Origin of the sequence: Kitasatospora sp. NPDC098663 (genome assembly GCF_044760075.1) — a bacterium.
Classification (GTDB): domain Bacteria; phylum Actinomycetota; class Actinomycetes; order Streptomycetales; family Streptomycetaceae; genus Kitasatospora.
The window spans coordinates 133,697-147,181 of sequence record NZ_JBIWAP010000001.1 but is presented as its reverse complement, the minus strand read 5'-3'; the positions used below and the strand labels follow the sequence as shown (position 1 = coordinate 147,181).

The window sequence follows — 13,485 nt, the reverse complement described above, 5'->3', positions numbered from 1 at the left end:
CCGGTGGCGGCTCGCTTCATCGTCGAGGCGGACGGCGGGTCCCGGGGCAACCCGGGGCCGGCCGGCTACGGCGCGGTGGTCCGGGACGGCGACACCGGGCAGATCATCGCCGAGGCCGCCGAGTTCATCGGCCACGCCACCAACAACGTGGCCGAGTACAGGGGCCTGATCGCCGGCCTCAAGGCGGCCCGGGAGCTCGACCCGGACGCCTCGGTGGACGTCCGGATGGACTCCAAGCTGGTCGTCGAGCAGATGTCCGGGCGATGGAAGATCAAGCACCCCGACATGCAGCCGCTCGCCGCCGAGGCCCGCACGATTCTCCCGCGCGCCCGGGTGACGTACACCTGGATCCCGCGCGAGCGGAACAAGGACGCCGACCGGCTCGCCAACGAGGCGATGGACGCGGGCAAGGCCGGCCGCCAGTGGGAGCCCCGGCCGCGGGCCGCCGCGGTGGTGGACGAGCCGCCGCTGGAGACCGCCGCCCCCAAGGTCGGCTGGGCCGCCCCCGCCGACCTCGGCACCCCGACCACCTTCGTCCTGCTCCGTCACGGCGAGACCGCGCTGACCCCGCAGAAGCGCTTCTCCGGCAGCGGCGGCAGCGACCCGGAACTGTCCGACAAGGGCCGCTGGCAGGCCGCGCGGGCCGCCGAGGAACTGGCCGCCCGCGGCAGCATCCAGGCCGTGGTGGCCTCGCCGATGCGCCGCACCCGGGAGACCGCCGAGATCGTCGCCGCCCGGCTCGGCCTGGAGGTCCGGTACGAGGACGGGCTGCGCGAGGTCGACTTCGGCGCCTGGGAGGGCCTGACCTTCGCCGAGGTGCAGGAGCGCCACCCGGAGGACCTGGCGGCCTGGCTCGGCTCGGCGAAGGCCAAGCCCACCGGCAGCACGGAGAGCTTCACCACGCTCACCCACCGGGCCGGCGTCGCTCGGGACAAGATCATCGCCCGGCACCCCGGCAAGACCGTGCTGGTGGTCTCCCACGTCAGCCCGATCAAGACGCTGGTCCGGCTGGCGCTCGGCGCCCCGCCGGACGCGCTGTACCGGATGGAGCTGTCCGCCGCCTCGTTCTGCGCCGTCCAGTACTACGCGGACGGCAACGCCTCGGTGCGGCTGCTCAACGACACCTCGCACCTGCGCTGAACGCCCGGCTCCGGGGGGTGCCCCCTCCCGGAGCAGGCTCAGTGCACCTCGGTGACCACCACGTCCAGCTGCCACGGCTTGCGCGCCGTGCCCTCGGCGGCGAGCTCCACCCGGTGCCCCAGCCCCCGCAGCGCGTCCAGCAGCTCGCCCGGCGTCTTCGGCTCGACCCCCGCGACCAGCAGGTCCCGCACCAGGCGCCCCTTGGTCGCCTTGTTGAAGTGGCTGACGACCGTGCGCTTGCCGTTGCGCTCCTGGAGCACCCGGACGGTCGCCGTCCGGGCGGCCACCTCGCCGACCGGCTTCCACGCCGCCGCGTACGCCGAACTGCGCAGGTCCAGCACCAGCCCGTCCGCCACCTCCGGCAGCACCGACGCCATCGCGCCCCGCCAGTACGCGCCGAGCGCCCCCGGGCCGGGCAGTTTCACGCCCATCGAGCAGCGGTAGGGCGGGATCCGGTCGGAGATCCGCACGGCGCCCCACAGGCCCGAGAAGACCAGCAGCGACCGCTCGGCCCGGCCGTACGCGGCCGCGTCCAGCGTGGCCAGACCCAGGTTGTCGAACAGCACCCCGGTGTACACCTCGCCCGCCGGCCGGGCACCCGCCGCCGGCAGCCCGGCGTTGCGGGCGATCTCGCCGCGCAGCCCGGGGCTGAGCCCCAGCACCTCCGCGGCGGTGTCCTCGTCACCCCGGCAGAGACCGACCAGCGCGTCCAGCACCTCGCCGCGCGCGGCCGTCAGCCCGGGCAGCGACAGCCGGTCGAGCGCCACCGGCACCCCGTCCCCGGACGCGGCCTTGCCCTCCGAAGGCGGCAACAGCACCAGCACAGCGGACTCCTCAACACTCTGTGGCGGATGAACCCCGCCACCCTACGCAAAACCGGCCCGCCCCGGGCGGCCCGTCCGGCCCCGGCTACCCGGCGCCACCGGCCCCCGCGACCACGGCCGCCCCGGCCCCCAGCGCCAGGCAGAGCGGCGAGTAGTACCGGGTGTCCAGCCGCTTGAACCGCTCCGACCGCTCGACGACCCTCCCGAACAGCACCAGGCCGCCGACGCCGCGCGCCAGCATCACCCCGGCCACCGCCCGCACCCCGGCCCGCCGCAGCCGCCGCGGCCCCACCGCCGGCAGCACCCCGGCCTCCGCCCCCACCAGGTACGCGGCCGTCCCGAGCAGCCCCGCCACCCTGACGCAGGCCGCCGCGGACGGCACCCCGTCACCCGCGCCGACCACGGTGTCCGCGAACTCCTCCGGCGTCCGCAGCGGCCAGGGCGTCACCGCCCACACCACGTGCAGCGCCCCCGTCGCCGCCAACACCCCCGACACCGCAGCCCCGGTCGCCTTCACCACACCCATCGCCCGAACCCCCTCCGTGAACGACAACTCGCCCCCACCCTACGAGCGCTCACACCCGGGCCCCACCCCGCCCGTGCCCGGTGGACCAAGGCCGCCGCCCTCGGCCAGAGCCTGGCCCGCAACCACCCGCTGATCGACCGGAACAAGCGCACCGCCTTCGAGGCGATGCTGCTGTTCCTGGACTACAACGGCGAGCCGTACGCCGACCCGCACCCGGACGACGCGGTCGCCTTCATGCTCCGGCTGGCCACCGGCGGCTACGACGACGCCGTCGTGCTCGCGGGCAAGGACCTGAAGTCGCTGCTGGGGCGCTGAGCCCGGCAGCACCGGCAGCACCGGCAGTCCGGTGGCACCGGCGGCCCGGCGTCCGGCGCGTCCGGCGGGGTGATGCGTCCGGAATCACCCGATTCGCCCTACGCTGCCTGCATGCCTCGCCGAAAACTGCGCGTCAAGGCCGCCGACTCCGCCCGGATCAACACCGAACTGACCGAACTCCGCGCCCGCCTGGAGATCCACACCGAGTGGCCGGAGCCGGTGCTGGCCGAGGCGGAGGAGGCGGCCGAGCGCCCCCGGCTGCCCGAGGAGGACGCCACCGACCTGCCGCTGTTCACCGTCGACCCGCCCGGCTCGCGCGACCTCGACCAGGCCATGCACCTGCTCCACCGCCCCGGCGGCGGCTACCGGGTGTACTACGCGATCGCGGACGTCGCCGCGTTCGTCCGCCCGGGCGGCGCCATCGACGCCGAGGCCCGCCGCAGGGTCGAGACCCTGTACTTCCCGGACCACCGCGTCCCGCTGCACCCCACCCGGATCTCCGAGGACGCCGCCAGCCTGCTGCCCGGCGAGCCCCGGCCCGCCCTGCTCTGGCAGCTGGACCTGGACGCCGACGGCGCCGTGGTGCTCGCCGACCTGCGCCGCGCCCTGGTCCGCTCGCACCGCCGCCTCGACTACGCGGCCGTCCAGCGCGCGGTGGACCTCGGCGGCGCCGACGAACAGCTCGCCCTGCTCGCCACCGTCGGCCGGCTGCGCGAGGAGCGGGAGCGCGCGCGGGGCGGGATCAGCCTCCCGGTGCCCGAGCAGGAGGTCGAGGAGACCCTGCACGGCTACGTCCTCGGCTACCGCGCGCCCGGCCCCGCCGACGGCTGGAACGCGCAGATCTCCCTGCTCACCGGCATGGCCGCGGCCGACCTGATGCTCGACGCGGGCGTCGGCCTGCTGCGCACCCTGCCCGCCGCGCCCGCCGCCGCGTACGAGCGGCTGCGCCGGATCGCCGCCGCGCTGGACGTGGACTGGCCGCAGACGCTCCCGTACCCGGAGCTGATCCGCTCGCTGGACCCGGACACGCCGATGGACGCCGCCTTCCTCAACGCGTGCACCGGCCTGCTGCGCGGCGCCGGCTACCACGCCTTCGACGAGTCCCGGGGCCTGCCCGCCCCGGCCGACCCGGGCCACGCCGCGCTCGCCGCGCCGTACGCGCACTGCACCGCGCCGCTGCGCCGGCTCGGCGACCGCTTCGCGCAGGAGGTGTGCGCGGCGGTGGCGGCGGGGGAGGAGGTGCCGGACTGGGCGCGCGAGGCGCTGCCCGCCGTGCCGGGCCTGATGGCGAGCGGGGACCGCCGCGCGGCCGAGGTCGAACGGGCCTGCGTGGACCTGGTGGAGGCGGAGCTGCTGGCAGGCCGGGAGGGCGAGGACTTCACCGCCGTGGTGATCGACGTGGACGAGCGGCGGCCCGCGGCCGGCACCGTGCAGCTGCGCCGGCCCGCCGTCCGGGCCCGCTGCGACGGCGCCGATCCCGGGGCGGTGCTGCCGCTCGGCGGGCTGATCCGGGTCCGGCTGACGCAGGCCGACCCGGTCACCCGCACCGTCCGCTTCGCCGCCGTCTGACCCCCCGGGCTTCCACGCGCCCCCGGCGCTCCCCCCGGCGCCGCCACCCGGACGGTCCGTCACACGGCCCCCGAGCACCGCCCAGGTGGGAGGATCGGTCCCGTGCCCGAAGCCCAGCCCTCCGGCGCCCCGGGGCGCCGCCGCCGACTGCTCGTCCTGGCGATCTGCTGTCTGAGCCTGTTCATCGTCGGTCTGGACAACACCGTGGTGAACATCGCCCTGCCGGCGATCCAGCGGGACCTGGACGCCCCGGCGTCCGGGCTGCAGTGGATCATCGACGCCTACACCCTGGTCCTGGCCTCGCTGCTGATGCTGTTCGGCTCGGTGGCCGACCGCTTCGGCCGCCGCCGGGTGTTCCAGACCGGGCTGCTGTGCTTCGCGCTCGGCTCGCTGCTGTGCAGTCTGGCGCCGAGCCTGGAGTGGCTGGTGGCGTTCCGGGCGTTGCAGGCGGTCGGCGGTTCGATGCTGAACCCGGTGGCGATGTCGATCATCACCAACACCTTCACCGACCCGAAGGAGCGGGCCCGGGCGATCGGCGTCTGGGGCGGCGTGGTCGGCATCTCGATGGCGCTCGGCCCGCTGCTGGGCGGCTTCCTGGTGGAGGGCGCGGGCTGGCCGTCGATCTTCCTGATCAACGTTCCGGTCGCCGTGGTCGCGATGCTCCTGACCGCCCGTTACGTCCCGGAGTCCCGCTCGCCCCGGCCGCGCCGGCTGGACCCGGTCGGCCAGCTGCTGATGATCGTCCTGCTGGGCTGCGGCACCGCGGCCATCATCGAAGGCCCGGGCAGCGGCTGGACGTCCCCGCTGATCCTCGCCCTGGCGGCCGTCGCCGTGGTCGCGCTGGTCGCCTTCCCGCTGTGGGAGCGGAGGGTGGCCGAGCCGCTGGTGGACCCGCGGTTCTTCGCCAGCGCGCCGTTCACCGGCGCCACCGTCACCGCGGTCTGCGCCTTCTCGGCCCTGGGCGGCTTCCTCTTCCTCAACACGCTCTACCTGCAGAACGTCCGGCACTACGACCCGTTCGAGGCGGGCCTGTGGACGCTGCCGATGGCCGCGATGATGCTGGTCTGCGCGCCGCTGTCCGGCCGGATCGTCGCCAGCGGGGGCCCGCGCGGGCCGCTGGTCGCGGCCGGGCTGGGCCTGGTCGCGAGCGGGCTGCTGCTGACCAGGCTGGCCGCCGACTCCCCGGCGGCGCTGCTGCTGGCGGCGTACGCGCTGTTCGGCTTCGGCTTCGGCATGGTCAACGCGCCGATCACCAACGCGGCCGTCTCCGGCATGCCGCGCGCCCAGGCGGGGGTGGCCGCGGCGGTCGCCTCGACGAGCCGCCAGATCGGCCAGTCGCTGGGGGTGGCGGTGATCGGCACGGTCGTCACCTCGGCCGTGGTCGGCCCGGTGGCGACGGGCTTCGCCCCGGCCAGCCACGCCGGCTGGTGGATCCTGGTGGGTCTGGGCGGCGCGATCCTCCTCCTCGGCCTGGTCACCACCACCCCGTGGGCGACCGCGACCGCCGTCCGGGTGGCCGCCCGCCTCGGCGGCGAGCCGCCCGCGGTCCGCTCCGGTGTACGGGAGGCCCCACCCGAGCGGCTACGATGACCACTACGGCGGAAGAGCCGGCCGGGCGGTCGCGACGGGTCCCTGACCCGCCGAGGAACGTCCGGGCTCCACAGAGCAGGGTGGTGGGTAACGCCCACCCGGGGTGACCCGCGGGACAGTGCCACAGAAAACAGACCGCCCACCGCTTCGGCGGCGGGTAAGGGTGAAACGGTGGTGTAAGAGACCACCAGCGACCGGGGTGACTCGGCCGGCTCGGTAAACCCCACCTGGAGCAAGGTCAAGATCGGTGCCCTCGGGCGCCGTGCGCGGATGACCGAGGGCTGCTCGCCCGAGTCCGCGGGTAGACCGCACGAGGCTGTCGGCAACGGCAGCCCTAGATGGATGGCCGCCTCCCCGGGCCGCGCGAGCACCCCGGGAGACAGAACCCGGCGTACAGGCCGACTCTTCCGTCGCCGACCTGAGGGAAGGCCCCCTGACCTGCGAAACCGCAGCTCAGGGGGCCTTCACCTTTGAACCACCCCGGGTTGTCGATCCAGGGTGGTTCTGCCCGTTCGGGGCCGTTTCTCGGCGCTCTGTGGCGATGGTGTGGCGGCGCCGTCGGCTGATCACCGCTCCTCAGGTCCCTTGAAGACGGCCACGGGCCGCTTCGATCTCGCTCCGGGCCGCAGCGCCGAACACGGCTTGGTCCCGCAGAGCAGCGAACACGCGGACGAAGTGCGAGATGTTCTCGGGCCCGGCCGTCTGGAACGCCCCCGACCAGAGGGTTCGCCGCAGTAAATCCGGCGTTTACTGCGGCACCCTCTGGCGAGTCGTCAGGGGGTGGTAGTCCGGTAAGCCGACACGGTGGCCGGAACCGCCGATGCCGCCATCCACTCCGGCGCGGTGCCGTCCGCGATCTTGCCCGCTGATCGCTCAGGTGGGCAGCAGCGTGGCGGTGGCGATCTCCAGGAAGTCGCGCAGTAGCTTCTCGTGCCGGTCGGCGAGGACGGCCAGGCACGTCTCGGTCCCGGGGGCGTCCGTGACGGGGAGGTGGGCGAGGTCGGGGCGGGAGTAGGAGCGCGCGACGCTCAGCGGGACGAGCGCGATACCCTGCCCGGAGGCGATGAGTTCGAACTTCTCTTCGAGTGAAGATGTCCGCCGGGTCGGCGTGTCGAGTATCCGCTGGTCGGCGAGGTCCGCGGAGGTGAGCTCGGCACGGCACGCCAGCGGGTGCGCCGCGGGCATGCAGGCGACCGTGGGCTCGTGGCCGATGGAGATGGTGCGGAGCCCCGAGTCGTCGAACGGCCGACGCAGATACCCGACCTGAGCCCGGCCGTCCCGCAGCGGCGCGTCCTGCTCCCACCAGCGCGCCGGGACGACGTCGGTTTCGATGGCCGGGTGGCGCGCGGTGAACGCCCGGATCACGTCCGATACGTGCAGTCCGGGAGAGAAGGCGACGGTGAGCCGCGGGATGCCCCGATCGACGTCGCGCACGCGCCGCACCGCCGTGTCGACGAACGCGAGGATTGCCTGTGCCTCCTTGTGGAGCTGCTTTCCGGCAGCGGTCAGCTCCACGCTGCGGGTGGTCCGTACGAGCAGAGTGCACTCCAACTCCTGCTCGAAAGCCTTGATCTGACGGCTGAGAACCGGCTGGGCGATGTAAAGCTGTTGCGCCGCCAGGCCGAAGTGCCGGTGCTCGGCCACCGCGACGAAGTAGCGGAGCTTGCGCAGATCAAGATCCATGCCTTTAGGGTATCAATTGCCCAGGAAGAGTATTGGACGCCGCAGGCGGCTGCCCCGAGACTCGAAACATGATCGTCATCACCGCCCCCACCGGCCGGATCGGCAGCCGGCTCCTGGGCATCCTGCTCGACGAGGCTCCCGCTCGTGGCGAAGAACTGCGCGTCATCGTGCGCGACCCCGGGAAACTCCCCGACGCGGTCCGTGCCCGCGTCGACGTCGTCACCGGCTCGCACGACGACCCCGAGGTCGTCGACCGGGCCGTCGCCGGCGCGGACGCCGCCTTCTGGCTGGCTCCGCCGGACCCGCAGGCGCCGACTCTGGACGCCGCGTACTCCGGGTTCACCCGCGCCGCCGCAAAGGCGTTCACGGCCCACGCGGTGGGACACGTCGTCGGCGTCTCGGCGCTCGGCCGCGGCACACCCGTCGTCGGCCGCGCCGGACATGTCACGGCGTCGCTGGCCATGGACGACCTCATCGCGAGTACGGGCGTGGCCTACCGGGCGCTCGCGAACCCCACTTTCATGGACAACCTGCTACGGCAGGTGGCTTCGATCCGCGACGACGGCGTGTTCACGGACACCGTCGCCGCCGACCGCAAAGCACCGGCGGCCGCCACCTGGGACATCGCCGCGGCCGCAGCCGGCCTTCTGCTCGACCGCTCATGGACGGGGACGGGCGAGGTCCCGGTGCTGGGCCCCGAGGACCTTTCGGCGAACGACATGGCGCGCATCATGACCGACGTGCTCCGCCGCCCGGTCCGCTACGAGCGGCAGTCGCTCGACGACTTCCGCGCCGCACTCACCGGACACGGCTTCGGGGACGCGCTCGTCGAAGGCTACGTCGACATGATGCGCGCCAAGGACGACGGCCTCGACGACGGCGTGCAGCGCACCCCTGAGACCGCGAGTCCGACCACCTTCCGCACATGGTGTGAGAAGGTCCTGGAGCCCGCGGTCCGGGTCCAGGCATGAGCGCCAGGACCGCTCTCATCGTCGGGGCATCCCGCAACCTCGGGCTCGGCCTCGCCACCGAGTACGCGCACCGCGGCTGGAACGTCATCGGAACCGTCCGGGGCAGTCGCCGCACCGCTCTCCACGGCCTGGCCTAGGCCTCCAGGGACCGGGTCATGGTCGACCAAGTAGGCCGGGGCGGTCTTCTGCAGGGAGACCAAGGACGTTGCGATCCCGGATGTCGTGGAGGCCCCCTGAGCTGCGAAATCGCGGCTCAGGGGGCCTTCGTCGTGGGGCCGCCCCCGTCGCGCGAGCACTCCGGGAGGAAGAGCCGGGGGTGCGGGCCGGCTGTTTCGCCCGCTCGCCGTTACGCGGGGTGGGCGCCGACGGCGTCGCGGATCTGGTCGCCGAGGCCGCCGTTGACGCGGGCGCAGTTGGCGCAGCAGAAGAAGCGGCCGGCCACTTCGACGCCGTGGCCGACGATGCGGACCTGGCACTGCTCACAGCGCGGCGCGAGCTTCTCCATCGCGCACTCGAAGCTGTCGAAGGTGTAGGTGTCGCCGGTGATGGTCTTGATCTCGAAGGCGAGCCAGTAGTCGTTGCCGCAGGTGACGCAGGTGGCCATGGCGGCCGTCTCCTTCCGGTGGGGGCCGGTCGGCCGGGGTGGCCGGGCAGCCGTTCCCAGTGTCGGAGGGCCGTGCGGGGGTGGCCACTCGGCGGCGTCGTCAGGCGGGCCGGGCGGCCAGTTCCTCCAGGGCCCGGACGGCGCGGTCGGCGTCGTCGGCGGTGACGAACAGGTGGTCGTGGTGGAAGCCGGCGACCACGTTGCAGCTGATCCCCTCCTCGGCGAGGCGCCCGGCGACGGCCGCGGTGAGGCCGACGGCCTCCAGGGCGGAGTGGATCTGCAGGGTGATCCAGGCGGCCACGTACTCGTAGCGCAGCCCGAGGGCGTCGGCCTCCTCCTGGGCGACGACGACCGTGACCCCTTCGGGTTCGGCGACGGTCACCACCGGCCGCATGCCCGCGGGCACCTTGGCGGGCAGCGTGCAGTAGACGTACCGCCCCGGGTTGAGCAGCGGGCGCATCCCGTGCAGCAGCTTCGCGAGGTCTCTTTCACCGGCCATGCCCGTCACCGTAGCGGGCGGACGGGGCCTGGGCGGCGGGGTGGGGTGCCGATGCGCCGTTCGTGTCGGAATCCGTTGACGAGCGACAGTCGCCGATATATCGTCGAGCTATCGAGACAGTAACTCGACTGGCTCGGTGAACGAGGAGGTGAGCGCCATGCGCTCAGGAAACCGAGGAAATCCGGGAATGCGGTTCAGCGGCGAGGGTCCGCGCGGTGGCTGGCGCCGCGGGCCGGGGCCGGACTTCGAAGGCCGGGAGTTCGAGGGCCGGGAGGCCTTCGGCGGCTTCGGCCCGCCGCCGTTCGGCGGTGGTGGCCCCGGGCGGCCGATGGGCGGCCCGTTCGGGCACGGCTTCGGCGGGCACGGCGGGCGCCGCGGCGGTCCGCACGGGCGGCGCGGCGGCCGGGCGCGGCGCGGGGACGTCAGGGCCTCGCTGCTGGCGCTGCTCAAGGAGCGGCCGATGCACGGCTACGAGATGATCGCCGAGATCTCCGAGCGGACGGGTGGGGCCTGGCGGCCGAGCCCGGGCTCGATCTACCCCAACCTCCAACTGCTGGAGGAGGAGGGCCTGATCACCGCGGAGGAGGTCGGCGGCAAGCGGCTGGTGTCGCTCACCGAGGCCGGCCGGGCCGAGGCCGAGGCGGGGCCCGCCGAGCCGTGGGCGGAGGCCGGCCGGGAGGTCGACTGGGAGGCCGTCCAGGAGGTCGGCCAGGCGCTGGCCGCGGTCGACCAGGCGATCCGCCAGGTGATGGCGACGGGCACCGAGGCACAGCGCGCCAAGGGCCTGGTGGTGCTCACCGAGGCGCGCAAGAAGCTGTACCTGATCCTCGCCGAGGAGGACTGACCGCCGTGGGGGGCTGGGCACGGGCGGTGCGGCTGTTCAGTCAGGGGTGGACCGTGAACAGGGCCACGCAGGCGAGCAGCAGCACCGCCCAGCCGAACCAGAGCCAGCCGTCGGGGCCGATCACCACGGTGTAGACGCACACCGCCACCAGCAGCGCCCCGGTGACACCGGCGACCTGCCGGTTGTGGTGCGCGACCGCCTGGGGGCGGCTGCGGGGGTGCCGTGCCGTTCTCGCCATGCCGTCCTCCCGGGGAGGCTGGGGGCGGCGGCCGGTGCGGTCGGCGCGGCCGTCAGCCGGACGCGCGGGCGGTGGCCGCCTCGTCGAACTCGTAGCGCCAGTGCCAGCTGATGCCCCGCACCTGCTTGGACCGGACGTACACCAGTGTGCGCGCGGGGGAGGCGCCGTGCGCGGGGACCGGCACCTTGTAGGTCTTGGGCACGCCGAACATCGGCCCCAGCGGGATGGGGAGGATGCGGCCGTCCAGGGGGCCGCCGACGAATTCGGTGTCCGCGCTCTTCACCCCACCAGGGTCTCACCTCCGTACGGGTGACCGGCGCACACGCCGGGGAGCCCTCCGGCCGGGCGCGGGGAGTGTGACCGGAGAGGCACCGCCCCCGGTCATCCGGAGGCCCCGCGCACCCTTATCCTTCCTGTTACGCCCCCGGGGTTCACCCGGGTCAGCGGGCCCCGTACGGGCCGGGCGGGGCGCGGATCCGCGCGCCCTCCGGCCGACCTGGCGCGGACAGCGTGCTGCCGCGACTGCGTACCGTGACCCGGGCGTCGGCCCTCCGGTGACCCCGGTTCCCGGTCGGCAGGGCGTGGACAGCAGGGCCGAGCACCGCCCCGGGAAGCAGCGGGGGGCGCTGTGCGTTGCGTCGGAGTGGTACGTCGAACGCTGTGCCGCACCAGGTACGGCAGTGCGCGGAAGGGGCCCGATGGAAGCCGGCGGCAGGTGGACGACCTGGTGGCAGAAGCGTGAGCGTCAGCGGGCCCGGTCGGGTGAGGCGGACGGCCCCGCCGCCCGGCTCGATCAGCTGCTCGGCGCGGTGCGCGCCGGGTTCCCGCTAGCGCCGGCCGCGCATCCGGCCGGCTACCGCTGTTCCTGTGACCGGGTGGCCTGTCCGGCTCCCGCCCAGCACCCGGTCTCCTTCGCCTGGCAGACCCAGGCCACGACCGATCCCGAGCAGCTGGCCCGCTGGCTCGCCCGCGATCCGCAGACCAACTTCATCACCGCCACCGGCCGCGCCCACGACGTCCTGGACGTCCCGGTCGAGGCCGGCCGGCTGGCCCTGGAGCGGCTGACCGAGCGGGGCGTCGAGGGCCCGGTCGCCGCCGTCGGCGAGGACCGCTACCTGTTCTTCACCGCCACCAGGGGCACCCCGCAGGACGAGGACGAGTGGTGGCCGAGCGTCCTCGACTCCACCCCGGACACCATGTCCGAGCACCCCGGCCTGCGCTGGCACTGCCGCGGCTCGTACACCCTGCTGCCGCCGGCCGCGCTGCCGGACGGCTCGCAGGTGCGGTGGCTGCGCGGGCCCGAGCTGCCGCTGCCGGACCCGCTGCGCGTCCTGGACGTGCTCACCGACGCCTGCACCGAGGTGGGCGCCGTCGCCGAGGAGCAGTGGCTCATCGGCTGAACCGGCGCCCGGCCGGGGTCACGGCAGGGTGAGGACCTCCGCGCCGTCCGCCGTGACCACCAGGGTGTGCTCGAACTGGGCGGTGCGCTTGCGGTCCTTGGTGACGACCGTCCAGCCGTCCGGCCAGATCTCGTAGTCGTAGGTGCCGAGGGTGAGCATCGGCTCGATGGTGAAGGTCATCCCCGGCTTGATCACCTCGGTGGCCCGCTCGCTGTCGTAGTGCGGGATGATCAGGCCGGAGTGGAACGACGTGTTGATGCCGTGCCCGGTGAAGTCCCGCACCACGCCGTAGTCGAAGCGCTTGGCGTAGGACTCGATGACCCGCCCGATCACGTTGATCTGACGGCCGGGCTTGACGGCCTTGATCGCCCGGTTGAGGGATTCGCGGGTCCGCTCGACCAGCAGCCGGGACTCCTCGTCGACGTCGCCGACCAGGTAGGTGGCGTTGAGGTCGCCGTGCACCCCGTGGATGTACGCGGTGGCGTCGATGTTGACGATGTCGCCGTCCTGGAGCACGGTCGAGTCCGGGATGCCGTGGCAGATCACCTCGTTGATCGAGGTGCAGACCGACTTGGGGAAGCCGCGGTAGCCGAGGTCGGACGGGTACGCGTCGTGGTCGCACATGTAGGTGTGGGCGACGGCGTCCAGCGCGTCGGTGGTGACGCCGGGGGCGATCAGCTTGGCGGCCTCCGCCATCGCCTGGGCGGCGATCCGGCTCGCGATCCGCATCTTCTCGATCGTCTCGGCGGTCTGCACCTCGGGCCCGGTGTACGGCGTCGGGGCGGGCCGCCCGACGTACTCGGGGCGCGCGATGTGCGCCGGGACCTTGCGGGTGGGGGACTGGATGCCGGGTACGAGAGCCATGGCCGCGAGTCTATCGGCCGCCCCCGGCGCGCCCGGGCGGTGTGCGTGGCGGCCCCGGCCGGGGAATGATCGGTACGACCCCATCGCATCGACGGGAGGGCACCATGCCCCTGGGATTCCACCGCAAGCCGACCGGCAAGCCCGGCGAGTGGTTCTACTGCATCAAGCACGGCAAGGTCGAGGAGGGGCCGGAGTGCCCCGCCAAGGACCGCCTCGGCCCGTACGACAGCCCGGAGGAGGCCGCACACGCCCTGCAACTCGCCGACGAGCGCAACCGGGAGTGGCGGCAGGGGGACGAGCGCTGGAACGACACGCCGAAGGACGGCGGCGGCGAGTAGCGGCCGGGGCGGCGCCCGGCGGCCGGCTTCCGCCGTCAAGCCGTCGCCATCCAAGCCGCCGCCGTCCAAGCCGTCGCCGT

The 13,485-nt window shown here is 73.9% G+C and carries 16 protein-coding genes, 1 other RNA gene and 1 pseudogene; 10 read left to right on the top strand and 8 right to left on the bottom strand.

The window, feature by feature from the left end; genetic code table 11:
• Window positions 1–3 precede the first annotated feature (3 nt).
• The gene (locus ACIQVZ_RS00645; RefSeq protein ID WP_350885038.1) at window positions 4–1,140 is read left to right on the top strand and encodes a bifunctional RNase H/acid phosphatase; all 1,137 of its coding nucleotides are present in this window, start codon (window positions 4–6) and stop codon (window positions 1,138–1,140) included.
• 38 nt (window positions 1,141–1,178) lie between these two features.
• On the opposite strand, the gene yaaA is transcribed toward ACIQVZ_RS00645, so the two are convergent.
• A complete protein-coding gene (yaaA, locus tag ACIQVZ_RS00640; protein ID WP_402445939.1) occupies window positions 1,179–1,964 on the bottom strand; it encodes a peroxide stress protein YaaA in 786 nt (261 codons plus the stop codon).
• Between the two features lie 85 nt (window positions 1,965–2,049).
• A complete protein-coding gene (locus ACIQVZ_RS00635) occupies window positions 2,050–2,412 on the bottom strand; it encodes a DUF3995 domain-containing protein (RefSeq protein WP_402445937.1) in 363 nt (120 codons plus the stop codon).
• A 12-nt stretch (window positions 2,413–2,424) separates the two neighbouring features.
• Between ACIQVZ_RS00635 and ACIQVZ_RS00630 the strand changes: the two genes are divergently transcribed.
• The 4 genes from ACIQVZ_RS00630 (at window position 2,425) to rnpB (ending at window position 6,374) form a co-directional block, all read left to right on the top strand.
• The gene (locus ACIQVZ_RS00630) at window positions 2,425–2,805 is read left to right on the top strand and encodes a Fic family protein (protein WP_402445935.1); all 381 of its coding nucleotides are present in this window, start codon (window positions 2,425–2,427) and stop codon (window positions 2,803–2,805) included.
• A gap of 111 nt (window positions 2,806–2,916) precedes the next feature.
• Window positions 2,917–4,374, top strand: a complete 1,458-nt coding sequence (locus ACIQVZ_RS00625; protein WP_402445932.1) for an RNB domain-containing ribonuclease — start codon at window positions 2,917–2,919, stop codon at window positions 4,372–4,374.
• A 102-nt stretch (window positions 4,375–4,476) separates the two neighbouring features.
• A complete protein-coding gene (locus ACIQVZ_RS00620; RefSeq protein WP_402445929.1) occupies window positions 4,477–5,964 on the top strand; it encodes an MFS transporter in 1,488 nt (495 codons plus the stop codon).
• Between the two features lie 13 nt (window positions 5,965–5,977).
• Window positions 5,978–6,374: RNase P RNA component class A (gene rnpB / locus ACIQVZ_RS00615), an RNA gene on the top strand.
• A gap of 463 nt (window positions 6,375–6,837) precedes the next feature.
• Here the strand turns inward: rnpB and ACIQVZ_RS00610 are convergent.
• Complete coding sequence (locus ACIQVZ_RS00610) at window positions 6,838–7,647, bottom strand: LysR family transcriptional regulator (RefSeq protein WP_402445927.1); 810 nt, start codon at window positions 7,645–7,647, stop codon at window positions 6,838–6,840.
• A gap of 68 nt (window positions 7,648–7,715) precedes the next feature.
• Here ACIQVZ_RS00610 and ACIQVZ_RS00605 point away from each other — a divergent pair, with 68 nt between their 5' ends.
• Together ACIQVZ_RS00605 and ACIQVZ_RS00600 are read left to right on the top strand one after the other, a co-directional pair.
• Window positions 7,716–8,618 carry an NAD(P)H-binding protein gene (locus tag ACIQVZ_RS00605; RefSeq protein WP_402445925.1) on the top strand — a complete coding sequence of 301 codons (903 nt, stop codon included), beginning with the start codon at window positions 7,716–7,718 and terminating at the stop codon, window positions 8,616–8,618.
• Window positions 8,615–8,752: pseudogene (locus ACIQVZ_RS00600) on the top strand (3-oxoacyl-ACP reductase); the annotation flags it as partial. The gene ACIQVZ_RS00605 and the pseudogene ACIQVZ_RS00600, both read left to right, overlap by 4 nt.
• A gap of 212 nt (window positions 8,753–8,964) precedes the next feature.
• Here ACIQVZ_RS00600 and ACIQVZ_RS00595 read toward each other — a convergent pair.
• Window positions 8,965–9,222, bottom strand: a complete 258-nt coding sequence (locus ACIQVZ_RS00595) for a Prokaryotic metallothionein (protein ID WP_402445923.1) — start codon at window positions 9,220–9,222, stop codon at window positions 8,965–8,967.
• Window positions 9,223–9,322: 100 nt separating this feature from the next.
• Window positions 9,323–9,721 (bottom strand): ACT domain-containing protein, encoded by a 399-nt coding sequence (locus tag ACIQVZ_RS00590; RefSeq protein ID WP_350885061.1) that lies wholly within the window; start codon window positions 9,719–9,721, stop codon window positions 9,323–9,325.
• Between the two features lie 187 nt (window positions 9,722–9,908).
• Here ACIQVZ_RS00590 and ACIQVZ_RS00585 point away from each other — a divergent pair, with 187 nt between their 5' ends.
• Window positions 9,909–10,565, top strand: coding sequence for a PadR family transcriptional regulator (locus tag ACIQVZ_RS00585; RefSeq protein ID WP_350885063.1), 657 nt, complete (start codon window positions 9,909–9,911; stop codon window positions 10,563–10,565).
• A 40-nt stretch (window positions 10,566–10,605) separates the two neighbouring features.
• On the opposite strand, the gene ACIQVZ_RS00580 is transcribed toward ACIQVZ_RS00585, so the two are convergent.
• Together ACIQVZ_RS00580 and ACIQVZ_RS00575 are read right to left on the bottom strand one after the other, a co-directional pair.
• Complete coding sequence (locus ACIQVZ_RS00580; protein ID WP_350885114.1) at window positions 10,606–10,803, bottom strand: hypothetical protein; 198 nt, start codon at window positions 10,801–10,803, stop codon at window positions 10,606–10,608.
• A gap of 52 nt (window positions 10,804–10,855) precedes the next feature.
• Window positions 10,856–11,086, bottom strand: a complete 231-nt coding sequence (locus ACIQVZ_RS00575) for a hypothetical protein (RefSeq protein ID WP_350885065.1) — start codon at window positions 11,084–11,086, stop codon at window positions 10,856–10,858.
• A 415-nt stretch (window positions 11,087–11,501) separates the two neighbouring features.
• On the opposite strand from ACIQVZ_RS00575, the gene ACIQVZ_RS00570 reads away from it, so the two are divergent.
• Window positions 11,502–12,203, top strand: coding sequence for a bifunctional DNA primase/polymerase (locus ACIQVZ_RS00570; protein WP_350885067.1), 702 nt, complete (start codon window positions 11,502–11,504; stop codon window positions 12,201–12,203).
• Between the two features lie 18 nt (window positions 12,204–12,221).
• On the opposite strand, the gene map is transcribed toward ACIQVZ_RS00570, so the two are convergent.
• Window positions 12,222–13,067 carry a type I methionyl aminopeptidase gene (gene map / locus ACIQVZ_RS00565; protein WP_063347361.1) on the bottom strand — a complete coding sequence of 282 codons (846 nt, stop codon included), beginning with the start codon at window positions 13,065–13,067 and terminating at the stop codon, window positions 12,222–12,224.
• 104 nt (window positions 13,068–13,171) lie between these two features.
• Here map and ACIQVZ_RS00560 point away from each other — a divergent pair, with 104 nt between their 5' ends.
• Window positions 13,172–13,405, top strand: a complete 234-nt coding sequence (locus ACIQVZ_RS00560; protein ID WP_063347360.1) for a hypothetical protein — start codon at window positions 13,172–13,174, stop codon at window positions 13,403–13,405.
• The last annotated feature ends 80 nt before the right edge of the window (window positions 13,406–13,485 follow it).

Excerpts from the sequence above, each read along its gene's own strand:
- ACIQVZ_RS00605 (WP_402445925.1), top strand. The coding sequence starts at position 7,716 with ATGATCGTCATCACCGCCCCCACCGGCCGGATCGGCAGCCGGCTCCTG.
- ACIQVZ_RS00595 (WP_402445923.1), bottom strand. The coding sequence starts at position 9,222 with ATGGCCACCTGCGTCACCTGCGGCAACGACTACTGGCTCGCCTTCGAG.
- ACIQVZ_RS00610 (WP_402445927.1), bottom strand. The coding sequence starts at position 7,647 with ATGGATCTTGATCTGCGCAAGCTCCGCTACTTCGTCGCGGTGGCCGAG.
- ACIQVZ_RS00580 (WP_350885114.1), bottom strand. The coding sequence starts at position 10,803 with ATGGCGAGAACGGCACGGCACCCCCGCAGCCGCCCCCAGGCGGTCGCG.
- ACIQVZ_RS00625 (WP_402445932.1), top strand. The coding sequence starts at position 2,917 with ATGCCTCGCCGAAAACTGCGCGTCAAGGCCGCCGACTCCGCCCGGATC.
- ACIQVZ_RS00570 (WP_350885067.1), top strand. The coding sequence starts at position 11,502 with ATGGAAGCCGGCGGCAGGTGGACGACCTGGTGGCAGAAGCGTGAGCGT.
- ACIQVZ_RS00590 (WP_350885061.1), bottom strand. The coding sequence starts at position 9,721 with ATGGCCGGTGAAAGAGACCTCGCGAAGCTGCTGCACGGGATGCGCCCG.
- map (WP_063347361.1), bottom strand. The coding sequence starts at position 13,067 with ATGGCTCTCGTACCCGGCATCCAGTCCCCCACCCGCAAGGTCCCGGCG.
- ACIQVZ_RS00560 (WP_063347360.1), top strand. The coding sequence starts at position 13,172 with ATGCCCCTGGGATTCCACCGCAAGCCGACCGGCAAGCCCGGCGAGTGG.
- ACIQVZ_RS00585 (WP_350885063.1), top strand. The coding sequence starts at position 9,909 with ATGCGGTTCAGCGGCGAGGGTCCGCGCGGTGGCTGGCGCCGCGGGCCG.